This window comes from Rikenella sp. (genome assembly GCF_056799795.1).
Genome location: NZ_JBQIQO010000037.1, coordinates 1 through 22286, shown reverse-complemented (window position 1 = coordinate 22286; position 22286 = coordinate 1). Strand labels below are relative to the sequence as shown.

19 protein-coding genes are annotated in these 22286 nt (G+C 59.4%); 11 read left to right on the top strand and 8 right to left on the bottom strand.

Features of this window, described 5'->3' with window-relative positions; translation table 11 throughout:
• Positions 1 to 120: 120 nt before the first annotated feature.
• Both ACTO3O_RS08430 and ACTO3O_RS08425 read right to left on the bottom strand, forming a co-directional pair.
• Entirely contained in the window at positions 121 to 315 is a 195-nt protein-coding gene (locus ACTO3O_RS08430; RefSeq protein ID WP_294593770.1) for a hypothetical protein, read from the bottom strand.
• A 70-nt stretch (positions 316 to 385) separates the two neighbouring features.
• Positions 386 to 784 (bottom strand): hypothetical protein, encoded by a 399-nt coding sequence (locus ACTO3O_RS08425; protein ID WP_297832650.1) that lies wholly within the window; start codon positions 782 to 784, stop codon positions 386 to 388.
• A 520-nt stretch (positions 785 to 1304) separates the two neighbouring features.
• Between ACTO3O_RS08425 and ACTO3O_RS08420 the strand changes: the two genes are divergently transcribed.
• Positions 1305 to 1508, top strand: coding sequence for a hypothetical protein (locus tag ACTO3O_RS08420; protein ID WP_297831713.1), 204 nt, complete (start codon positions 1305 to 1307; stop codon positions 1506 to 1508).
• A gap of 94 nt (positions 1509 to 1602) precedes the next feature.
• Here ACTO3O_RS08420 and rbr read toward each other — a convergent pair whose 3' ends face one another.
• A complete protein-coding gene (gene rbr / locus ACTO3O_RS08415) occupies positions 1603 to 2184 on the bottom strand; it encodes a rubrerythrin (protein WP_297624321.1) in 582 nt (193 codons plus the stop codon).
• Positions 2185 to 2372: 188 nt separating this feature from the next.
• Here rbr and ACTO3O_RS08410 point away from each other — a divergent pair, with 188 nt between their 5' ends.
• Positions 2373 to 4460: a M3 family metallopeptidase gene (locus tag ACTO3O_RS08410; RefSeq protein ID WP_297831708.1), complete on the top strand. Its 2088-nt coding sequence runs from the start codon at positions 2373 to 2375 to the stop codon at positions 4458 to 4460.
• Positions 4461 to 4537: 77 nt separating this feature from the next.
• Here the strand turns inward: ACTO3O_RS08410 and ACTO3O_RS08405 are convergent, their stop codons facing one another.
• On the bottom strand, positions 4538 to 6190 hold the full coding sequence (locus ACTO3O_RS08405) for a S41 family peptidase (protein ID WP_297831705.1): 1653 nt from the start codon (positions 6188 to 6190) through the stop codon (positions 4538 to 4540).
• 103 nt (positions 6191 to 6293) lie between these two features.
• On the opposite strand from ACTO3O_RS08405, the gene ACTO3O_RS08400 reads away from it, so the two are divergent.
• Both ACTO3O_RS08400 and ACTO3O_RS08395 read left to right on the top strand, forming a co-directional pair.
• The gene (locus ACTO3O_RS08400) at positions 6294 to 7070 is read left to right on the top strand and encodes a glycosyltransferase family 2 protein (RefSeq protein ID WP_297831702.1); all 777 of its coding nucleotides are present in this window, start codon (positions 6294 to 6296) and stop codon (positions 7068 to 7070) included.
• Complete coding sequence (locus tag ACTO3O_RS08395) at positions 7058 to 7318, top strand: hypothetical protein (RefSeq protein WP_297831698.1); 261 nt, start codon at positions 7058 to 7060, stop codon at positions 7316 to 7318. The genes ACTO3O_RS08400 and ACTO3O_RS08395 overlap by 13 nt, the downstream gene beginning before the upstream one ends.
• A 227-nt stretch (positions 7319 to 7545) precedes the next feature.
• Here ACTO3O_RS08395 and ACTO3O_RS08390 read toward each other — a convergent pair whose 3' ends face one another.
• Positions 7546 to 8664 carry a DUF3078 domain-containing protein gene (locus tag ACTO3O_RS08390; protein ID WP_297831694.1) on the bottom strand — a complete coding sequence of 373 codons (1119 nt, stop codon included), beginning with the start codon at positions 8662 to 8664 and terminating at the stop codon, positions 7546 to 7548.
• A 91-nt stretch (positions 8665 to 8755) separates the two neighbouring features.
• On the opposite strand from ACTO3O_RS08390, the gene nfo reads away from it, so the two are divergent.
• A complete protein-coding gene (gene nfo / locus ACTO3O_RS08385; RefSeq protein ID WP_294593754.1) occupies positions 8756 to 9604 on the top strand; it encodes a deoxyribonuclease IV in 849 nt (282 codons plus the stop codon).
• Positions 9605 to 9668: 64 nt separating this feature from the next.
• A complete protein-coding gene (locus ACTO3O_RS08380) occupies positions 9669 to 9884 on the top strand; it encodes a hypothetical protein (protein ID WP_297831691.1) in 216 nt (71 codons plus the stop codon).
• 1412 nt (positions 9885 to 11296) lie between these two features.
• Here ACTO3O_RS08380 and ACTO3O_RS08375 read toward each other — a convergent pair.
• Positions 11297 to 13723 (bottom strand): family 20 glycosylhydrolase, encoded by a 2427-nt coding sequence (locus ACTO3O_RS08375; protein ID WP_297832301.1) that lies wholly within the window; start codon positions 13721 to 13723, stop codon positions 11297 to 11299.
• 166 nt (positions 13724 to 13889) lie between these two features.
• Here ACTO3O_RS08375 and ACTO3O_RS08370 point away from each other — a divergent pair, with 166 nt between their 5' ends.
• Positions 13890 to 14042, top strand: a complete 153-nt coding sequence (locus ACTO3O_RS08370) for a hypothetical protein (RefSeq protein WP_297624342.1) — start codon at positions 13890 to 13892, stop codon at positions 14040 to 14042.
• 1133 nt (positions 14043 to 15175) lie between these two features.
• On the opposite strand, the gene glyA is transcribed toward ACTO3O_RS08370, so the two are convergent.
• Positions 15176 to 16456 (bottom strand): serine hydroxymethyltransferase, encoded by a 1281-nt coding sequence (gene glyA / locus ACTO3O_RS08365; RefSeq protein ID WP_297624345.1) that lies wholly within the window; start codon positions 16454 to 16456, stop codon positions 15176 to 15178.
• 161 nt (positions 16457 to 16617) lie between these two features.
• Here glyA and fabG point away from each other — a divergent pair, with 161 nt between their 5' ends.
• Together fabG and ACTO3O_RS08355 are read left to right on the top strand one after the other, a co-directional pair.
• Entirely contained in the window at positions 16618 to 17364 is a 747-nt protein-coding gene (gene fabG / locus ACTO3O_RS08360; protein ID WP_297832295.1) for a 3-oxoacyl-[acyl-carrier-protein] reductase, read from the top strand.
• A 30-nt stretch (positions 17365 to 17394) separates the two neighbouring features.
• On the top strand, positions 17395 to 17643 hold the full coding sequence (locus ACTO3O_RS08355; protein WP_297832292.1) for a hypothetical protein: 249 nt from the start codon (positions 17395 to 17397) through the stop codon (positions 17641 to 17643).
• A gap of 1302 nt (positions 17644 to 18945) precedes the next feature.
• Here the strand turns inward: ACTO3O_RS08355 and ACTO3O_RS08350 are convergent.
• Positions 18946 to 19398: a copper resistance protein NlpE N-terminal domain-containing protein gene (locus ACTO3O_RS08350; RefSeq protein ID WP_298080932.1), complete on the bottom strand. Its 453-nt coding sequence runs from the start codon at positions 19396 to 19398 to the stop codon at positions 18946 to 18948.
• Positions 19399 to 19548: 150 nt separating this feature from the next.
• Here ACTO3O_RS08350 and tsaD point away from each other — a divergent pair, with 150 nt between their 5' ends.
• Together tsaD and ACTO3O_RS08340 are read left to right on the top strand one after the other, a co-directional pair.
• Entirely contained in the window at positions 19549 to 20580 is a 1032-nt protein-coding gene (gene tsaD, locus ACTO3O_RS08345) for a tRNA (adenosine(37)-N6)-threonylcarbamoyltransferase complex transferase subunit TsaD (protein WP_297832708.1), read from the top strand.
• A gap of 57 nt (positions 20581 to 20637) precedes the next feature.
• Positions 20638 to 21990 carry a sodium-dependent transporter gene (locus ACTO3O_RS08340; RefSeq protein WP_294594702.1) on the top strand — a complete coding sequence of 451 codons (1353 nt, stop codon included), beginning with the start codon at positions 20638 to 20640 and terminating at the stop codon, positions 21988 to 21990.
• Positions 21991 to 22286 lie beyond the last annotated feature (296 nt).

Here is a 22286-nt window from a genome sequence, read left to right as displayed (position 1 = left end):
GGCTCCGCTGGCGCTCCGCCGCAGTCCCGCCCCAGAAACAAAACAAAAGCCCGCGCCACTCTCGGAATCGAGAGGGACGCGGGCCTGTCGTATCCGACCGGACACCTGTTGCCCGATCAACTAACTCTCCTCAGTCGGAACGACCGTGTGCAGGTAACGCAAATAACTGTGATAACAGATACCGAACTGCGGATAGACAAACCGACGCCATACCCACTTGTAACAACGGTCGTGCCGCTCCGGTTCGTAATGTTGCGCCGTCAGCTCCTGCAAAGCCCGAGCGCGCTTGTAGTATCCTTTTTTATTATAAGCCATAACGATTCGATATAAAATTCAGAAATAAATCATACAAAAAATCCGACCTCACCGAAAAAGGCAATCGAGCCTACAAAACCACGAACTTGTCGTCCCGGACGATCTCGATTCCGCGCACCGCCAGCAGCTGACGCACCATCTTATCCCGACAACCGTACAACTCCGCGAAATCGCACGAAAGACGCACATACGCCTCCGGAAGCAGGGCCGCCAGCTCCGCCCGGGCAGCCGTCGTCAGCGGCCGACCGCCTTTGAGCGGTTTGGCCGCGCCGCTCTTGAGCGCCAACGTTCCGCTGTCGAGCTCCAGCCGCCCCTCCGAAAACTGATCGAGATTCGCCCGACCGAACTGATTGATAATTCGTTCCGCATCGGCCATCACGGCTTCGTACTCCGCTTTGGCACTCTTCGCCGTGCGATAGACCGCAATGGCCTGTTCGGCATCCTGCCGAGTGACTGTAGATTGCATCATGTGTGGTTGTTTTAATGATTCTGTACCCTCCGAACGTTCGACCCAAGTGTGTTCGTCGATCCGTTCGTACCTAATTTTCAAGCCCTTCCGACTCTCCTTGACCCGATTCAAAACGGTCACTGCCCGAGCGCGGTGCTCACGCATGTCTTCGTATTTTCGACTCATCGTTTTTCATCGGATCGGGATACGACAAAATGTTCGGTCGGTTTCATTCGCCGACACATCTCTTCGGCCCTCGGAAGCGGCTTTCCGCACTCGCACCCGAATAGGAATTTCCATAATTTCTTCATGGATAACTGGTTTTAAAAATGTTTATAATATTGGATTCCGGAATCGTTCTACAAGGCAAAGATAATACATTTTGTAAACATACAAGACATCAACCATACTTTTATTCGAAGAGTTTTCACTATTTCCACAGCACACTAATAACCAAGCACAAACACCGAAATTACACACCTTTCCTACAGATAAACCGCCGCAACCCCGCCCACTTCAATCAGATAGATAATAATAAAAAATGTACGACCGGCAACATCCCGCCCCGGGCTACCGCGAGAGAGCCAATGGCACGCTGAGCGCCGTCGGCAACGAAGGAAATAGCAGGTCTTCAACGGTCGACAATACCAATAGCATGTACCTGGTCTTCAACACGACGGTACTCTATCCCAGCCACACAACGTCCCGGGCCTACGCTCTTCAGTTGCGTTGCCTCTCGGAATAAACGGGGACAAAACGCCGCCACCACCTACACCCAATAAAAAAACGTCCGGCGAGGAGAATCTCCTCGCCGGACGCAAACCGACGGCACAGAAAGCCTAAAACTTGTCGTCCATAAGCTCGAAATAGGCCCGCGGATGGTCGCAAATCGGACATTTTTCCGGCGCCTCCTTGCCCTTGTGCACGTAACCGCACTTCCGACAACGCCAGGACTGGGGCGTATCTTTCTTGAACATCTCGCCCGCTTCGAGCGTCTTCAGGAGCTTGCGATACCGCGCTTCGTGATCCTTTTCGACCGCCGTTATCAGACGGAATTTAACCGCGATTTCAGGAAAACCCTCCTCTTCGGCAATCCGGGCGAACTCCGGATAGAGCACATGCCCTTCGTCGTGTTCCCCGTCGGCCGCTTCGGCCAGGTTTTCGGCCGTCGTGCCGATCACCCCCGCCGGATAAGAGGCCGTGATTTCGACCATTCCGCCCTGCAACAATTCGAAATAGACCTTTCCGTGCTGCTGTTCGTTGGCCGCCGTCTCGTCGAAGAACTTGGCGATCACTTCGTACCCCTCTTTCCGGGCCTTTTTGGCGAACATCGTATAACGCGCCCAAGCCTGCGATTCACCGGCAAAAGCTTTCAGCAGATTCTGTTCGGTACGTGTACCGTGGATACTCTTTTTTCCCATAATAGATCGGATTTAAAGTTTCGTTAAACACCCTATTGAGTTTACAAAAAATATACCATTCCGAATTATCATCCGACCGAAAACGGAAAAATCACCTGTTTTTTGAACGGAACCCGCCGAATCGCTATCTTTAACCCTACGGATCGCTCCGACGACCGCATACTCAACCCGCAAAAAAACGCACAAACATGAACGATACCGCACCCAATCCGCTATTGAGCAAATGGACGACCCCTTACGGCGTTCCGCCGTTCGACCGGATCCGCATCGAAGACTACCGGCCGGCCGTCGAACGCCTCATTGCGGAGAGCCGGGAGGCGATCGACCGGATCGCCACCCGGCCCGAGGAGCCGACCTTCGCCAACACCATCGAAGCCCTCGAATTCGCCCAACAGCCGCTGGAGCGGGCCATGACCCTCTTCTACAACCTCAACAGCGCCGAAACCGACGACGCCATGCAGGCCCTGGCGCTGGAACTTTCACCGATGCTCACCGACTTCAGCAACGACGTGATGCTCGATCCCCGGCTGTTCGACCGGGTGAAAAGGGTCTACGAAGCCGCGGCGGACGATGAGTTCGAGGGACTCTCGGCCGAGCAGCGGATGTTGCTGAAAGAGAGCTACCGCGGCTTCGTCCGCTCGGGAGCCAACCTCGACACGGAACGCCAGGCCGAATACCGGGCCGTGACCAACGAGCTGGCCCGGCTGACGCTGCGTTTCGAGCAAAATCTGCTGGCAGCGACCAATGCCTTTCGGTTCCACCTGACCGAGCCGAACGAGCTCGCAGGGCTGCCGGAGGCGGTACGCGACGCGGCTGCGGCCGAGGCGAAGGCGGCGGGACTGAGCGGCTGGCTCTTCACGCTCCACGCGCCGAGCTACATTCCGTTCCTGACCTACTCCGAGCGGCGCGACCTGCGCGAGAAGCTCTACCGGGCCTACAACAGCCGGGCCTACGGCGGCGAGCAGGACAACAGCCGGATCATCGTCCAGATCGCCGACCTGCGCCTCCAGTTAGCCAATTTGTTAGGATACAGAACCTACGCGGACTACGCCCTCGAAAACCGGATGGCGGGGAGCGCCGAACGGGTGAACGGCCTGTTAGACGAACTGTTGGAGCGGGCCAAACCGCATGCCGAACGGGAGGTGGCGACGATCCGTGCCTACGCGGCGAGCCGGGGTTTCGACGGGACGCTGATGCCGTGGGACTGGGCCTATTACACCGAAAAATACAAGGCGGCGACCTACGATTTCGACGACGAGGCGACCCGCCCCTATTTCCGGCTGGAGCGGGTGCAGGAGGCGATGTTCCTGCTCGCCGGACGGCTCTACGGGCTCTCGTTCAAGGAGAACAAGGAGATTCCGATCTACCATCCCGACGTCCGGGCCTTCGAAGTCTACGACGGCTCGGGAGGCGACGACCGGCCCATGGCCATCCTCTATATCGACTACTTCCCACGGCCGGGCAAGCAGGGGGGCGCGTGGATGACGTCGTATCGGCAGGCGTATCGCGACCCGGAGACGGGCGAGGCGGTGATTCCGATCGTCTCGCTGGTGTGCAACTTCACGAAGCCGACCGAAAAACGGCCTTCACTGCTGAGTTTCAGCGAGGCGACGACCATTTTCCATGAGTTCGGACACGGACTGCACGGGATATTGGGCCGGGGGAGCTATCCGAGTCTGACGGGGACGAACGTGCGGCGCGACTTCGTGGAGCTGCCGTCGCAGATACTGGAAAACTGGGTGGCCGAGCGGGAGTTTCTCGACCTCTGGGCGGCGCACTACGAGACGGGCGAAAAGATGCCGCCGGAGCTGATCGACCGGATCGAGGCGGCACGGCGCTATCTGGCCGCCTACGCCTGCGTGCGGCAGGTGCAGTTCGGCCTTTGCGACATGGCTTGGCACTCGATCGCGGAGCCGCTGGACGAAGGGTGCGACGTGGCGGCGTTCGAACGCCGGGCGACGGAACGGACGCAGGTGATGCCGCGGGTCGAGGGGAGCTGTTTCTCGACGAGTTTCGGCCACATCTTCGGCGGGGGCTATGCGGCGGGGTACTACAGCTACAAGTGGGCGGAGGTGCTGGAGGCGGACGCTTTCGCGCGGTTCCGCGAGCGGGGCATCTTCGACCCGGCGACGGCGCAGGCGTTCCGGTCGTGCATCCTGACGCCGGGCGGCAGCGAACATCCGATGACGCTCTACGTCCGCTTTGCGGGCCACGAGCCGACGGTGGGGCCTCTGTTGGAGAAGATGGGCATCGACGACGGGGCTAAGGGCCGATAAACGACGCCAGAAATAAGACGGGGGCTCGCAGTCGATTATGCTGCGAGCCCCCGTTGTTTCTATCCCTCCGAACGCATCTATCGCCGTTCATCCCCGCCGGCAGCCGGTTTCGGGACATCCGTCCCCTCCAACGCCTGCACGCTCCGGAGCAGGGTCTTGTCCTGCGGCAGGATATAGTAGTAGAAAGCGTTCTCGTTCAAAGCCGTGTTCCGCCCGATATAGGCCTTGATCTGAGCCGTAATCATCGGTTTGGAGAGGCTCATCTCGGTCTCCGTAGGCCGGACGCCCTGCCGATCGGCATAGGCGACGAAGTCGTAAAAGAGGTTCTTGTCGGCGAAAAAGCGATCCAGCTCGGCCAGCGTCTCGATGGCGTTGATCTCCTTGCGATACCGATCCGTCATCTGCGAAGCGTAGCGGAAAATCAGGTTTTTCTGGAACAGTTTCGAAAAATACGGCGTAATGAAAGTCGTGTCGATCGGCACGAAGAGGTCGGGCATAATCCCGCCGCCGCCATAAACGACCTTGCCGCCCGGCGTGACGAACCGCAGCGAGTCGTCCTGCCGGATGCTGTCGGCGGTCATCATCTCGTTGTGTTCGAAACGGCGCATCACTTCGGCATGGTACTCCGCATCGTTCCCCGGGGTGTACGGTTTCTGGATCGATCGCCCCACCGGGGTATAGTACCGCGCGATGGTGAGCCGCATGGCCGATCCGTCACCCGGGAACGAGATCTGTTCCTGCACCAGCCCCTTGCCGAACGACCGGCGCCCGACAATCACCCCGCGGTCGTTGTCCTGAATGGCTCCGGCGACGATTTCGCTGGCCGAGGCCGAATTCTCGTCGATCACCACCGCCAGCTCCATGTCCAAAAACCGGCCGTTTCCGTCGGCAAACTGGTCGGCACGGCGCGAGGCATGCCCCTCGGTATAGACGATCCGCTGGCCGCCCGGCAGAAACTCGTTGATGATATAGATCGCCTGATCGAGGTATCCGCCGCCGTTCTCGCGCAGGTCGAGGATGACTTTCCGAGCCCCCTGCTCGCGCAGGCGATTCAACGCCGCGGTCACTTCGGTATGGGTCGAAGCGGCGAAATGGCCGAAGCGAACGTAACCGATCTCGGGATGTCCCGGTACGATGAAAGCGGCTTCGAGGCTCTTCACCGGAACGGCGCCGCGGGTGACCGTAATCGGCAGCAGCTCCTTGGCCGGCGCCCGCAGAATGCCCAGCCGAACGGTCGAGCCGCGTTTGCCGCGCAACAGGCCGACGACCTTGTTCTGATCCATCTTGACGCCGGCGATCAGGCTGTCGTTCACCGTGATGATACGGTCGCCGGCCACGATCCCCGCCGCCGAGCTCGGCCCGCCGGAGATCACGTTCGTGATCTGGACCGTATCGGACAACATATTGAACATCACGCCGATCCCGTCGAACGTACCGGTCAGCGGTTCGTTGGTCGAGGCGAACTCCTCGGCGGGAATATAGACGGAGTGCGGATCGAGCTCCTGCAAGAGAATCGGCACGGCCAACTCGGCCAGCGAGTCGCGACTGATAGGGTCTACATACCGGTTTTCGATCTGGGTCAGGGCCCATCCGAGTTTGTCCCCTTCCCGGACGGTGCGGTAGGTGTCGCGCAGGGCCGAACGTTCGAGCATCACGCCCAAAGCGGCGCCGACGAGCAGGACGGCCAAAAGAATCAGGGTGAGGCGGACGGTGGTTCTATAATTACTCATGATATGCGGTACGAAACAAAAGATGTGCCGCCCGGCGGGAAAGGCACGAAATCGGCCCAAATATAGTAATTTTACGCGGAATTATTTTTAGCAGCAAGGGGCTATGGTCAAGGTTTCGGTGATAACGGTAGTTTGGAACGGGGCGGCGGAGCTGGAAAAGACGCTGTCGAATCTGACGGCGCTGGACCGTTCGGCGGCGGAGCTGGAGTTAGTGGTGATCGACGGGGGTTCGACGGACGGTACGCGGAAGGTGATGGAGCGGTTCGGCGACCGGATCGCCTACGGGGTGAGCGAGCCGGACGAGGGTCTGTACGATGCGATGAACAAGGGAATCCGGGCGGCGACGGGCGACTATCTGTGGTTCGTGAACGCGGGGGATACGGTGTGGGAGCGGGATGCGCTGACGCGGATTTTCGGAGCGGGGCTGCCGGCCGGGGCGGATGTCTACTACGGCGAGACGCTGGTGACGGACGAGGCGGGCAGGCCGCTGGGGCTGCGCAAGAAGCCGTTGCCGCACAGGGGGCTGACGTGGCGGTCGCTGGAGCGGGGGATGGTGGTGTGCCACCAGTCTTTCCTCGTGCGCCGGGCGATCGCGCCGCTGTACGACACGGAGCGATACCGGCTGGCGGCGGATATCGAGTGGGTGATCGCCTGCCTGAAACGGGCGCGGTCGGTGGTGGATGTGGGTTTCGTCGTGAGCTGTTTCGCGCCGGGCGGTCTCTCGACGCGCCGCCGCCGGGCGAGCCTCCGGGAGCGGTGGCGGATCATGCGGGAACATTACGGTCTGTTCCGAACGCTCGGAGCGCATGTCGGATTCGCCTGGAGCGCTCTTTGGGACAAGCTGTTGCGCCGTCCGGAGTTTCGGGAGTGGAAAAAATAACGGAAACACGATTAAGGCTGACACGGCCAGCCTTCGAGTGCCGAGCGGCACCCGCCCCGGGCTTCCGCGATCCGGGCGCTCACAGGCAGCCTGGCAATGCGGTCTATATCGGTCTCTACGGCTACAGCTGGTCTTCCGCCACGAGCGGCATCTCGGGTGTGGATTTGAATTTCAACATGACGATTCTCGACCCCGGCCTTACGAACGATCGAGCCTACGGTTTTCAGTTGCGTTGCCTCTCGGAATAAACGCCGCGTGCCCGCGGGGGGCAATGGACTGGAACTACCCTAATTAGGTGCCCCTACCCTATTTGGGCTCCTGCGGCTCGTAAAGCCGCGCGGGCCGGACGCCTCCCCCTCGGGAGGCCCGCAAACTCACAATGTTCGTTGCGTCCCGCCCGGGCATCCGACCCACTAAAGTGACGCGCACAAAGCACAAAGAAAGGTACCGAGCTCGACAGCCCCACCCCCGCCGTCTATTTCTTATACTTCAGCCGCGACTTCGTGATGGTGCTCTCCTGAACCGGCTTGTGCGGTTTCGACGCAATATTGAACTGCAAACCGAACCCCACCGACTGATAAATCTGCAAGTAATCCCACGGTTTCGGCCGCCGACCCGCGTCCAACTTCGCCTGCGCATCCGGCGTGGTGATCTGGTCGTTGTAGATCATGCTCACGAAAGCGCTGGCCGAAATCACGTTCGTAATCTTGAAATTCAGCGTATTTTCCCACGTCGCCGAAGGCACGTTCGAGTAGTTCCAGAACGACTCCAACTTCGTAATGTATTCGATCTTCTCCTTGGCGAACTTCGTATTGAAGTTCACCCGCAGCTGGGCACCGATCTCGGCTTTGAATCTCGGATTCTCCTTGTTCGGGTCGATCCCGAATCCCCCCTTGCGCGCCAGCGAGTCGTTGAGGACGAAGATCATCTTTCCCGCCACCGGAGACAGCAGGATATTCAGCTTCTTGCTCGGCGGCTCGTAGGTGAAACCGACTGAAACCTCCACCGTTCCCGGCGCCATAAAAGTCGATTTCCAGACCTTCGGTTTGTCCTTCGGGTAGTCGTAACTCTTCGTGAACTGCGATTTCCAGATCAACGCCCCCGAAAGTTTCCACCGTTCGGAAATATTCCAGCTGGGCGTGGTCGAGAAGTTGAAGTAGTCCACATTTTTCCGCGTCTGCCCCGTGGCGCGCATAATCCCGAACTTGGCGTCGAACACGGTCTTGATGCTGAAGACCGGCGCCACGTAGTTGTGCTCGGCATTGAGCGACGCAAGTCCCGAGTAGGAGTTATCTCCCCCCTGCTGCCAATTGTTGAAGCTGACCTGCGAGATATCCAGCCGGGGCGAGATTTTGTAGCTGTTGCGTTGTTTGGAGCGCAGTTTGCGGAGGTATTTGTCGTAGGCCTCGCTGTAGAGTTCGAACTTCATGTCGGTGGTGGGCTTCGGCACGCGGATCGTGTCGGGAGCCACCGGCGCGAGCGGCACGGCCTGTTTCTTCGGATTGAACTGAGCCCGGGCCACGCTGCCGGTTCCGAGCAGAATCAGGCAGGCGAGGAGGGTTTTTCGGTACGAAATATGTAGTTTTGTTCTCATAAGATCGTAGTGGCGAAGCGGACGGACATCGAATCGTCGCAGGCCGCTATTTCCGCCTGCGAATTTACAAAAATAAAACCAGAGCCTGACTATGAAATATTTCGGAGCCCACGTCAGCGCGGCCGGCGGAGTGGAGAACGCCCCGTTGAACGCTCGCCGGATCGGCGCCGGCGCTTTCGCGCTGTTCACAAAAAATCAACGCCAGTGGGTGGCTCCCGCCCTGACGGCGGCACAAATCGAGGCTTTCCGGGCCAATTGCGAGGCGGGAGGGTATCGGCCGTTTCAGATCCTGCCGCACGACAGCTATCTGATCAACCTCGGGAATCCGGACGACCAGGCGATTCTGAAGTCGCAGGCGGCTTTTACGGACGAGATGAAGCGGTGCGAGGCGCTGGGCCTCGACCGGCTCAATTTCCACCCGGGCAGTTCGCTGGGGGCGATCAGCGATGAGGAGTGTCTCGACCGGATCGCGGCGTCGATCGACCGGGCGCTGGCCGAAACGAAAGGGGTGACGGCGGTGATCGAGAACACGGCGGGGCAGGGTTCGAATCTCGGCTGGCGGTTCGAGCACCTGGCGCACATCATCGAAAAAGTGGCGGACAAAAGTCGGGTGGGGGTTTGCATCGACACGTGCCATGCTTATTCGGCGGGGTACGACCTGAGTTCGGAGGAGGCGTGCGAGCGGACTTTCGCGGAGTTCGATCGGGTGGTCGGCTTCGGTTACCTGCGGGGCATGCACCTGAACGACGACCTGAAGGCTTTCGGCAGCCGGGTAGACCGCCATGCTTCGTTGGGCGAGGGGACGTTGGGATGGCCGGTGTTCCGGTACATCGCGCGGGATCGACGGTTCGACGACATGCCGCTGATTCTGGAGACGCCGGACGAAAGTCGCTGGCCGGAAGAGATCGCGCAATTGTATACATTGGCGGAGGGCCACTAAGTATCTCTGTGAACGGCGGCGTTGAGGTGGCTGAGACGCTCGGCTGCTCGAGGCAAAGGGTGGCGTGGAAATGCTTTGTGGGCGCGCCCCGGGCTTCCGCGATCCGGGACATCATGGACAATTCGGGAATGCCATATATATCGGCAACTTCGGCTATAGCTGGTCGTCCGCTGTCAGCGATAATAACAGTGTGTATTTGAACTTCAATGCGACAGGGATCGATTCCTGTCACGCAGACAGCCGCGGTCACGGCTTTCCGTTGCGTTGCCTCTCGGAATAAACGGGCAAGGGAGCTTTCGACGGAACCGATTTGGGACTTAGAACCCGGGCTTGGGCCCGTTTTCCATTCAGATTTTGCAATTCGAATACCGGTCGGCACCGCCCCGGGCTACCGAGAAAGACTCAGCGGCGCTTTAGCACACGTCGGGGGAAATGGATACAGTTGGTCTGGTACAACCTGCCGGATTAACAGTTTGTCGCTAAATTTCTATGTCACTTATCTCGACCTCGGCAGAGAGGATGGTCGTGCTCACGCTCTTCAGTTGCGTTGCCTCTCGGAATAAACGGGGACGAGAGGCCCGCGGTGGGCAATGGACTGGAGCTACCCTAAATACTTAGAGACCTCTACCCTCTACTTTAATTTGACTTTGCGGCCGGACGCCCGGGAGGCCCGCGCGACCCGTTGGGTCGCAGAAGCACCGCACAATTTTCTGAACTTCGGCCTGTCGCCCACTCCCCCGAGGCGCTCCGCGCTTGGGCGACGAGGCCGGCGGTTCGAAAGAACCGCGCTATTCGCTCTCATCCGAGAGTAAAGCCCTAAGCCCTGCCACCAACCTCGCCCTAATTCTGTCGGGTTCGGGCTGCGGCGTCCGGCCCGGGCATCAAAGATGCCCCGCCGCAAGCCCGGCGGCTCTGCGAGCCGCAGAAGCCCAGCCAAAAGCAAAGCCCAAAGCACGACCAAAGGTTCAGCCCCATTCTGTTGGTTTCGGGTTGCGCGCTCCGGGGGTGGGCCGAAGGCCCAGTGCGCGCAGGCCCGGCGGTTCGAAGAACCGCAAAGGCACGACCAACAGCTCGGCCCAGCGCGGCGCGAAAACCGACTACGGTTTTCGCGCCCAAAGAACGAGCACGCCCCAAAGCTCGCCCCAATTCTCCGCCCCGTGTCAGCTTCACTGCGGCTCCGCTTTCGCTCCGCCGGTGCCGCTCGGCACTCGAAAGATGGGCGTGTCTACTGCTAAACGTCGCCCGCGGCAATTCTGCCTAAATTGGCTAACTGCCAACCGGCAGAATATGCCCTTTAAGCGGGCGGGCGACGGAGTTTTGCGCCCCGTTCTTTGTCCGCGCGCCAGGGAAATCTTGTCAAAACGCGCCAGCGCATTTTGACGATTTCCCTCTTTAGGCGGCGGCGCGCGGTCTGGGCATTGTCCCGCCTCGAACTGTTCTTTCTGTGAACAGAAAGAACCAAAGAAACTTTAGACGGATGCTGACGCATCCTCAAGCTGCCGGCGGCCATAATCTCGGCGCGCGGGCCACACTTAGTAAAGCAGAGACAACCCTAACAAAACACCCAACGGGTGCGTGGACGGGCGAAACTACGTTTTGCTAAGGACTCTACCCCGCAACCTATCTCCACCAGCAAAAAACAGGGGGCCTTGAATCGATCAAGGCCCCCATGTACTATCAAATCTCCCCCCACTACTCGTCCACCGAAACGGCATGCGTCAGCTGAGAAGCTTTCACCCGTTCATAGACAGTGCCCGACGGCGTCTTGACGAAGAACGAGATGTCGTTCCAAACGTCCGGCCAACCGTGACGGATCATATTGTTGAACACCAACCGGAAAGCATGCTTCCCGGCCGCCAAAGCACGCGTCGTCTTGTGCCGCAAGTGGCGACTCGCCGCCTCCTGACCGTTTTTCACGATCCGTTCGCCATCAATCCACAACTCCTCCATATCCGTCGTAAAGCCGTAGACACCATCCTCCGGCAGTTCGACGAAACCTTCGTAGACCACCAGCGACTCCGGCGCCGTCTTCGTCCCCGCTCCATACCCCGATCGGAAATAGCGCACCACCGTATCCGCCCCGAAACGTGCACCCGCGATCTGTTCGTCCGTCAGGAAAAGCCCCTCGGCCACACGCATCACGACGCCCGAATCCACCGCTGCCGGTTCCGCCGCCGGCTTCAGAGGCTGCCGTTCGACCCGGATCGATCGCGACGGACTCAGCTTGCCCTGCGGCGTCAGCGTGGCGATCCGAATCACAACCGGTTCGTCGCCGCCGATCATTAAGGTATCCTTATACATCTCCGATGCTGCGGTCGGTTCCGACCCGTCGAGCGTATAGACCATCGGCAGGTTCCGGGTATTGGAGAACGGCACCGCTACCGAATCGCCGGTAAAGGCGAGCAGATCGACCAGCGTCCCCTCCGGCATCGGAATGTGGTAATTGATGCCGTGGTAATCGAGCCGCCGTTCGGCATCGACCAGCCGCCGCTGGAACGACGCCCAATCTTTCCGATCGTTCGGCGACCAGTCCACTTCGGCCAGAGCCAGCACCCGCGGATAGTACATGTACTCCCGATGGGCGTCCGACAACACATACTCGCTCCACAAATTGGCCTGCACACCGATAATATACCGTCCCCAGTCCGCAGCGGCCGAGTCCGGCACGGGGTTGTAGCCGTAGACCTTCTCCAGGGTGGAATAGCCGCCGATCGAGACGGGTTCGACTTCGGCCGCCCCCTGCTGGTGGTCGATGTAGAATCCGGCGCTGTTGGGGGTCATGATCACATCATGCTGCTGCCGCGCGGCCGCGATACCGCCCGCTTCGCCGCGCCAGCTCATCACCGTGGCCGACGGGGCCAGACCGCCCTCCAGAATCTCGTCCCAACCGATGATCTTCCGCCCGTGGGCGTTGGCGAACTGCTCCATCCGGGTGATGGTATAGCTCTGCAAGAGCTCTTCGGCGGTATGCCGTTTGCCGTCTTTCCCGGCCAGTCCGGCTTTCTTGTCGAGCCCCAGCTCGCGGATCCGCCGCTGGCAGTCCGGACAAGCCTTCCACCGCACTTTCGGACACTCGTCGCCGCCGATGTGGAGGTATTCGCTGGGGAAGAGCTCGAAAACTTCGGTCAGCACATTTTCCAGAAAAGCGAAAGTGGTGTCTTTCCCTGGACAGAAGACGTCGTCTTCGACTCCCCAGATGATCCGGGGCTGGTCGAACGGCCCGCCGGTGCACGACAGTTCGGGATGCGACACGAGTGCGGCCTTGGCATGCCCGGGCATCTCGATCTCGGGAATCACGTCGATGTAGCGAGCGGCGGCATAAGCCACCACTTCCCGGATCTCGTCCTGGGTGTAGAATCCGCGGTGGGTCGAGCCGTCCCCTTCGGTCCGCACCGCCCCTTTGGCGGTCAGTTCGGGATATTTCTTAATTTCGATCGTCCAGAGCTGGTCGTCGGTCAGGTGCCAGTGGAAACGGTTGATTTTGAACATCGCGAGGATGTCGAGCTGTTTCTTGATGAACTCCACGCCGGCGAAATGGCGCGAGGGGTCGAAATGCACGCCGCGATACTCGAACCGGGGGTAGTCGTCGATCACTCCGACGGGCAGCTCCCACGCCACGTCCTTGACTTTCACGGGACTTTCGATCTCGGGCGGCAGCAGCTGCAATAAGGTCTGCACGCCATAGAAAGCCCCTGCCGGAGCCTGCGCGGCGATGCTGACGGTCTCGTCGGGCGAGGAGACGAGCCGATACCCCTCGGCCTGAGCCACGGAATCGGTGCGGGTCAGCAGGATGTAGTTCCGCCCTTCGTCCGGCAGCCGGTCTGCGATTTTCAGTTCATAACCGGTCGCTGTCCGCACTTTCTGCGCCAAATATTCAGCCACGGGCGCAAACGCGGGGTCGGCGCAAACGATGGCGGTATGACGGTTCAGCACGAGGGGACGGATCTCTTTCGAGGCGGGCATCTCGAAGTTCTCGGTCTGCACGGGAACGGGAATCACGGATTCGATATTCGGGGTTCTGGTCTGCCGGTTCTGGCGGGTGCCGCACGAGGCGCACAAGACCAACACGGCACTTGTCGCCCAAAAGACGATACGTGCACGACGGTTGTGTTTGTTCATGGAGTAAATATTTGTTGAGTTCGGGTTAATCTATTCGTTTTCTTGTCGAAATGAGATGGCAGGGCGCTGTCGAAGGTGAGAGAGTCTCTCTTTCTTGTGAATAGAGGCTGGCGGCTTTCGTGTGCCGCTCGGCCCCGCCCCGGGCTACCGCAGTTCAGGCTCGGGCGTGCTGGGCGGCAATGGGCTCGAGGGGTCTCTATGGTCGATTTCGGCGAGTGGAGCTAACGGCATATTTCTGGCTTTCTACATGCAGAATCTCAATTCCAAAGGCACGTACTATCGTGCCCACGGTCTTCAGTTGCGGTGCCTCTCGGAATAAACGGACGCTAAGCGTCTTTTAATGGCTGTGTCTACCCCAAATAACAGGGCTACCTCTACCCTACTTTGGTTTGACCTTGGCGAGTCGGACGCCCGGGAGGTACAGCAACTCTCGGCGCGTGAGCGGCGTGTTGCGGGCCTCCCGAAGGGAGGCGTCCGGCCCGCGCGACTCTGCGAGCCGCACGAGCACCGCCTCATCACGGAAAGTTCGCCGCCAGCGGTGAATGCAACGAGCCCCGACGAGTTGCAGCCCGCCGCAGGGGGTGGCGGCGAACTGCGCGGCTCAAAGAGCCGCAAGAGCAACACCTTTTTCTGTCGAGTTCGGCCTGTCGCCCACTCTCCCCGAGCGGCAAAGCCGCTGGGCGAGGAGGCCGGCGACCTAAAGGTCGCAAGAGCTCGGCTCATTCGTCGCCCTATTCTCAGAAATTCGTCCTCGGCGCGCCCCCCACGCGCCGCTAATACGTCGCTACTTGCTCTCAGTTTTAGCGGTTGCCGCCAGCGGAGGCGCAATCGAGGTTGCGAAAGTGTAATCGCCTTAGCGAGCCGAAGCCTGCGGGGCCCACAGCAACGTTAGGTGCGGGCCTCCGCTGCGGGAGGCTTCGGCCCGCGCGGCTCTATGGGTCGCAGAAGCTCGGCCCAAAACACTGTCCAAATCCAAGCCCCATGCTCGGCCCGGCGCGGAGGGAAAACCGACTACGGTTTTTCCACCCGAAAAACAGGCACAGCCCAAAGCCCAGCCCAATTTTCCGCCCCGTATCAGCCTCACTGCGGCTCCGCTTTCGCTCCGCCGCGTTTTCGCGCGCCTTGCGCGATTCATTCTATTTCGGCTCACCGCCGAAATTGTTGAATCGCTTCTTTAGGCGGGGCGCGCGGCTTTAGCTACAGCCCTCGGGCCGGGCAGGCCCCGCGTGCCCGCGGTGGGCAAGGGGCAGCCTCTACCCCCGTTCTTCGTCCGCGCGCTGGCGGAAATCTTATTCAAACGCGAAACACGCGTTTGAATGATTTCCTACTCCAGCGCGCGCGGTTAGGCTAAGAAAGAATAATGACGACCTGCCCGCGGTAGGCAAATGACAGCCTCGGCCAAACCCATTGTCCGCGCCCCTAACCACGCACCAAACCGATCCTCGCAGAAACCTACCACGCGAAAAGCGGGAAGTTACCCATCAAGGCATTCACCTCGCTCCGCACAGCAGCGATAACCTGCTGATCCTCCGGAGCGCTCAGCACCCGGTCGATCAGATCCACGATCACCGGCATGTGTTCCTCCTTCAGGCCCCGCGTCGTAACGGCCGGCGTCCCTACCCGAATCCCCGAGGTCTGGAACGGCGAACGGCTGTCGAACGGCACCATATTCTTATTCGTCGTAATATCCGCCTCCACGAGCGAACGTTCGGCCTGTTTCCCCGTCAGTTCCGGGAACTTGCCCCGCAAGTCGATCAGCATCAGGTGGTTGTCCGTCCCGCCCGAAATCAGTTTGTAGCCCTTGGCCACGAACGCCGCAGCCATCGCTTGGGCATTCTTCACCACCTGCGTCTGATACTCCTTATAGGCCGGTTGGAGCGCCTCGCCGAAAGCCACCGCCTTGGCCGCGATCACATGTTCGAGCGGCCCGCCCTGTACCCCCGGGAAAACCGCGCTGTTCAGCATGGCCGACATCTTTTTGGTCTCGCCCTTCGGCGTCTTCACCCCCCACCAGTTTTCGAAATCCTTGCCCACGAGGATAATCCCCCCGCGCGGCCCGCGCAACGTCTTGTGCGTCGTCGAAGTGACGACATGGGCGTATTTCACCGGATTTTCCAGCAGCCCCGCCGCAATCAGCCCCGCCGTATGGGCCATATCGACCCACAGCACCGCCCCCACCTTGTCCGCGATCTCGCGCATACGCTTGTAGTCCCACTCGCGGGAATAAGCCGACGCGCCGCCGACAATCATCCGCGGTTTGTGTTCCAACGCCAAAGCCTCCATCTTGTCGTAATCGATCGTGCCGGTCGCCTCGTCCACCTGATAGCCCACCGGCCGGTAGAGAATCCCCGAGAAATTGACCGGCGACCCGTGAGTCAAGTGTCCCCCGTGCGCCAGGTCGAGCCCCATAAAGGTATCCCCCGGCTGCATCACAGCCAGAAAAACCGCCATATTGGCCTGCGCTCCCGAATGAGGCTGCACGTTGGCATACTCGGCCCCGTACAATTCGCACACCCGGTCGATGGCCAGCTGTTCGACCTGATCGACCACCTGACAACCGCCGTAATAACGGGCATTGGGATACCCCTCGGCATATTTGTTGGTCAGCACGGAGCCCATGGCTTCCATCACCTCTTCGCTGACGAAGTTTTCGGAGGCGATCAGTTCGATGCCGTGGGTCTGGCGGGCGCGTTCCTGCCCGATGAGGTCGAAAATGGCTGTGTCGCGGTTCATGTTACCTTGCTGTATTTGATAGAGTTAAATGATTCGAATCCGCCGATTCGCGGGCTAAAGGTAGGCAAAATTTCGACCCCTTCGACCGCACGTTCCCGGAATGCGGGAAAAAACATTATCTTTGCTCCGGTTACAACTTTTTTCAAAACACGCAAACAGACATGAAACTTCTCGAAGGAAAGGTCGCCGTCATTACGGGCGCTGCACGCGGGATCGGAAAGGCGATCGCGCTCAAATTCGCCGCCGAGGGGGCGAACATCGCTTTCACCGACCTGAACGAAGACGATAACTTCCGGAATACGGAAAAAGAGATTGCTGCACTGGGGGTTAAGGCCAAAGGGTATGCTTCGAACGCGGCGGATTTCACGCAGGCGGCAGAGACGATCGATCAGATTGTCAAGGATTTCGGCCGGGTAGACATTTTGGTGAACAACGCCGGGATTACGCGCGACGGGCTGCTGATGCGGATGAGCGAACAGCAGTGGGATTTGGTGATCGGGGTGAACCTCAAGTCGGCGTTCAACCTGACGAAGGCGGTGCTGCCGTACATGATGAAGCAGAAGTCGGGCTCGATCGTCAATATGAGTTCGGTGGTCGGGGTGAGCGGGAATGCGGGGCAGGCCAACTATTCGGCTTCGAAGGCGGGGCTGATCGGGCTGACGAAGTCTACGGCGAAGGAGCTGGGGTCGCGGGGGATTCGTTGCAATGCGATCGCTCCGGGGTTCATCATCACGGACATGACGGGAGCGTTGTCGGAAGAGGTGCGGAAGGATTGGGAGGCAAAAATTCCGCTCAAACGGGGCGGGACGCCGGACGATGTGGCGAATGTCTGCACGTTCCTGGCTTCGGACTTGTCGAGCTATGTGACGGGGCAGGTGATCCACTGCTGCGGCGGGATGAACATGTAGCCTGCATACTTTTAAAAGGACACTTTTGCAATGAGCGTCGGTTTCTGTTCTCGCAGGAGCCGACGTTTTCTTTTGGCGCGTCCCGCCCCGGGCTACCGCGATTTCGGACGCAAGGGCTGGGAGGGCATCGCAGGGGGCAACGGCGGAAACGGGTATAGTTGGTCTGCTTCGGTCAGCCATAGCAGCGGCATTTATTTAGGCATTTATATGCAACGTCTGGGAACGAGCTTTGCGGACGAACGTGGCCACGGTTTTCAGCTGCGTTGCCTCTCGGAATAAACAGAGAGACACTCATGGACAATTTAAGGTAGAGGCGGTTTACCGAGGCGGCCATTGGGACAGAGAAAAGCCGATTCGAGTACCGCTCGGCACCGCCCCGGGCTTCCGCTACAACGCGGACGGGGTACCGAGGAGTGTCGGTGATTACGGCTGCTGCTATTCTGCCTCGGTCAGCGATATCTATGGGATATTTCTTTTTGCGAGCACCGGGGGACATAATTCGCGTGCCGCTGCGCATGGCCGTGCCTTCGGTATTCAGTTGCGTTGCCTCTCGGAATAAACGGGGGATTGCTGCGTTTTAATTATTTTGGAAATGGCTCCTGCGGCTCTACGAGCCGCAGAATCTTGGTCAAAAGCACTGCCCTGTCTTTCGGTTTCGGGCTGCGGCGTCCGGCCCGGGCATCAAAGATGCCCCGCCGCAAGCCCGGCGACCCTTTGGGGCGCAAGAGCAACGCATCTTTCTTTCAGGTTCGTCCTCGGCGCACCTCCCACGCGCCGGTACCTTCGGGCACTCCGATCGGGCAGCCTCTACCCCAAATAAGAGGACGGCGATTCCTCTCGGAATCGCGCTACTCGCTCTTTTTTAAGTAGTTCGCCGCCAGCGGGGAATGCAACGAGCTCCGTCGAGTTGTAGTCCGCCGCGTGGAGTGGCGGCGAACTACGCGACTCTCCGAGTCGCAGAAGCTCGACTCAAAGCACAGCCCCATCCACCACCCAAATCTCAGCCCCCTGCTCGGCCCAGCGCGGCTCGAAAACCGGTTACGATTTTCGAGCCCGAAAAACAGGCACAACCCAAAGCTCGCACCAATTCTCCGCCTCGTGTCCGCCTCACTGCGGCTCCGCTTTCGCTCCGCCGCTTTTTCGCGCGCCTTGCGCGATTCATCTATAATTCGGCTACCGCCGAAATAGTTGAATCGCTTCTTTAGGCGTGGCGCGCGTCTGCCCTACAGGAGGGTACTACCCTTACGCCGGGCGGGCGGTGCCTTCCGGCACTCGGAAGTGGCAGCCTCGGCCCAACCCTTTGTCCGCGCGCTGGCGGAAATCTTATTCAAACGCATGACACGCGTTCGAATGATTTCCTTATCCAGCAATCGCGCGGGTCGAGCTTTGACCCGCCTCGAACTGTTTTCTTTGTGAACAAAGAGAACCAGAAAAACTTTCGACGGATGCTAACGCATCCTCCCGCTCCCGACGGCCTTAACCAATGCGGCAGCCTCCGCCCAAATTACCAAGCAACGACACGAACAAAAAAAAAAAGCTCGACGGGCATCCGTCGAGCATGAATAAAAACTCACTCTCCCCCTACTCCCCTACCTGCACCAACGAATAGTTCAGTTTCGACATCGGCTTCGACAAATCCGTCCCCAACAACATCACACTGTCCCCCAAATAGAGAAAATTCAGCGTATCCGCCCAAGGACTCGACTCCACCAGCCGATAATAGACCGCTGCCGAATCTGCCGGAATCCCCTGCTCCACACTCCACGTACCCAACGACCGATAAGTCCGATCCTGACCGTCCACCGCCTCCAAATAGGTCATGGACAGCGAATAATCGCCCCCCGTCGAATCCTCCGCCTGCTTCAACGTCAAATCCATCGTAATCCCCGGGCCGTCCGCCGCCGGAATCGTCCCCACATAATGCCGGAATACCGTATCCTCCACAGCAACCGCCGTGCGAGAACCCGAGCCGCCGCAACTCCACATACCGAGCGCCAACACTGAACATAACCCCCATAAAATCGTCCTTTTCATAAGCCAAACTTTTAATGTCGAACAGCCGAAATAATGCAAAAATCGAGCCAAACGTCGCCCCTCCGAAGAAAAATCGCAACCCCACAAGCAAATAAGCAAGACAAACCGAGGATTTCGTATCTTTGTATTTTAGTCTACACGGATAACCCTATGGAAATCACCATTCTCGGCATAGAATCCTCGTGCGACGACACCTCCGCCGCCGTGATCCGCGACGGCGTACTGCTGTCGAACGTCATCGCCTCGCAGGCCGTCCACGCCCAATACGGCGGCGTGATTCCCGAACTGGCCTCGCGGGCGCACGGACAAAACATCGTTCCGGTGATCGATGCCGCACTGAAAGAGGCAGGCGTGACGCCGGCCGAGATCGACGGAATCGCCGTCACCCGCGGGCCGGGACTCCTCGGATCGCTGCTCGTGGGGGTCTCCTTCGCCAAGGGATTCTCGCTGGCGCAGGACACACCCCTGATGGAGGTCAATCACCTACAGGGGCATGTGCTGGCCCATTTCGTCACGCGGCCGGGCGAAGAGGAGGCGCCGAAACCGAAATTCCCGTTCCTCTGCCTGCTCGTGTCGGGCGGAAACTCGCAAATCGTTCTCGTGCGCGACTACCTTGACATGGAAATTATCGGCACGACTATTGATGATGCGGCGGGGGAGGCTTTCGACAAGTGTGCGAAAGTCATGGGGCTTCCCTATCCGGGAGGGCCGCTGATCGACCGGCTGGCGCGGAGCGAGGGGGCCGATCAGCACGCCTTCAAGTTCGCCAAACCGTCGGTGCCGGGATTCGACTACAGCTTCAGCGGCCTGAAGACCTCGTTCCTCTACTTCCTGCGCGACCGGGTGGCCGACGACCCGGAGTTCATCGAACGCCACAAAGCCGACCTGTGCGCCTCGCTGCAGGCGACGATCGTCGACATCCTGATGAACAAGCTCGTCCGGGCGGCCAAACAGTACGACATCACGGAGATCGCCGTGGCGGGAGGCGTTTCGGCCAACTCGGGACTCCGCGAGGCGATCGAGGCGGCCGGAGAACGGTACGGATGGACGACCTACATCCCCCCCATTTCGCTGACAACGGACAACGCGGCGATGATCGCTATCACGGGTTACTACAAATACCTCCGCGAGGAGTTCGCCGACCTGAGCATGGCGCCGGCGGCACGGGCGGCTGAGATGTAACGTTTTTTTTGCACAAGGGGCGGACTCCGCCCGATTCACTCTCTTCTTGAAATTTGCATGAAAGAACAACGAGGCGCATTCACCAGCAGTTTCGGTTCCATGATGGCCGTCGTCGGTTCGGCGGTCGGACTGGGCAATATCTGGCGTTTTCCCTATCTGGCCGGGGTGAACGGCGGGGCGGCTTTCCTGCTGCTCTACCTGTTTTTGATTCTGGCGGTCGGACTGCCGTTGATTCTGAGCGAGTTCATCCTCGGTCGGGCTTCGCGGCGGGGAGCGGTGGGGGCGTTCCGCTATCTGGCGCCGAAAACGAAGTGGTATCTGGTGGGATACATGGGGGTGACGGCCGGATTCTGTATCCTGGGGTTCTACAGCGTGATCGCGGGATGGAGCCTGCGTTTTCTGTTCGACGCGGTGCTCAACGCGCACGCGGGGCAGAGTTACGAGGAGATTGCGGCCGGGTTCCGGGCGTTCCGGAACAGCGGCTGGCAGCCGATTCTGCTTTCGGGAGCTTTTCTGGGGCTGACGGCGGTGGTCATCCTCAAGGGGGTGGAGAAGGGGGTCGAACGGTGGAACAAAATCCTGATGCCGCTTTTGTTGGGGATTCTGCTGGTGCTGTGCGTCAATTCGTTCACGCTGGACGGGTTTCGCGAGGGGATGGCGTTCCTGTTCCGGCCCGATTTCTCGAAAATCACGGCCAACACGGTGCTGGACGCGATGGGGCAGGTCTTCTTTACGCTCAGTCTGGGGATGGGGGTGATGATTACCTACAGCTCTTACGTCACGAAGTCTGAAAACATGCTCCGGTCGAAGGGGATCGTCACGCTGATCGACACGTCGATCGCCATTATCTCGGGGATCGCGATCTTTCCGGCGGTCTTCACGTTCGGCATCAGTCCGACGCAGGGGCCGGATCTGATCTTCCTGACGCTGCCCAACGTGTTCGCCAAGATGACGGGGGGACAATATGTGGGGATTCTGTTTTTCCTGTTGATCAGCATCGCGGCGCTGACGTCGATGGTCTCGATTTTCGAGATGATGACGAATTACCTGATGGAGGAGTTTCAGCTGAAGCGGCGGCGGGCGGTGGTGTGGCTGCTCTGTGCCTTGTTTTTCGTGTCGTCGCTCTGCGCGCTGTCACAGGTGGAGGGCTCGCGGCTGATGATCGGAAAATACAATGTGTTCGACTTTCTGGACATGCTTTCGTCGAACTATCTGATGACGATCGGCGGTCTGTTGATCGTGATCTTCGCGGGGTGGCGGCTCTCGCCGAAACGGTTCCGCAAGACGTTCACGTCGGACGGGCGGTACAACAACCGGATCTATCCGTTGTTCCGTTTCGTGATTCGGTTCATCGCGCCGATTGCGGTGGCGCTCATCTTTCTGAGCAAGCTGAATTTGATCGGGGGCTAACTGCCGCTCAGCGGCCCCGCCCCGGGCTTCCGCTATTGTTCTACGGGTTTGGCATCATACATAGGAAACCACGGTTCCTGTTGGTCTTACACGCCAGCTGGGGGTAATCTATTCATGCGATGTTTGAACTTAAGTTTTCGAACCGAATACCTCACCCTCAGTAGTCCGGATTATCGTGGCTACGGTCTTCAATTACGTTGTCTCTCGGAATAAACGCCGCGGGCCCGCGGTGGGCAAAGGGCCGTGTCTACCCTAAATAACCGGGCAGCCTCTACCCTACTTTAATTTGACTTTGC